At 61.4% G+C, this 386-nt stretch carries 1 pseudogene; it reads left to right on the top strand.

What is annotated here, in order from left to right:
• A pseudogene (narH, locus tag EN859_RS35700) lies at positions 1–256 on the top strand (nitrate reductase subunit beta); the annotation flags it as partial.
• Between the last annotated feature and the right edge of the window lie 130 nt (positions 257–386).

The following is a 386-nucleotide window of genomic DNA, read 5'->3' as shown; positions in this document are numbered from 1 at the left end:
GGAAAACCACGCGGCCCTGCAACAGGTGGGTCTGGGCGTCGAGCAAGTGGAAGACATGTACCGCACCATGGCCATTGCCAATTACGAGGACCGCTTTGTGATTCCGACAACGCACCGCGAGTACGCGGAAAACGCTTTCAACGTACGCGGCGGTTGCGGGTTCAGTTTCGGCAACGGCTGTTCCGACGGCACCACGCATACGAGTCTGTTCGGCGGCGACAAGAAGCGCACCATTCCCATCAAAGTCGAGGTTTGAGCGATGTCCACCCATACCGCTTTTTCTAATTCGCTCGCCACGACACTGCGCGTGCTGGCGCATCTGCTGGACTATCCCGATGCGGCGCTGCGCGCGCATTTGCCCGCCATGCGCGCGGCCTTGCGCGCGC

The sequence above is a fragment of the Mesorhizobium sp. M00.F.Ca.ET.216.01.1.1 genome (assembly GCF_004010325.2).
Lineage (GTDB): Bacteria > Pseudomonadota > Alphaproteobacteria > Rhizobiales > Rhizobiaceae > Mesorhizobium.
This window is presented reverse-complemented; position numbering and strand designations above follow the sequence as displayed.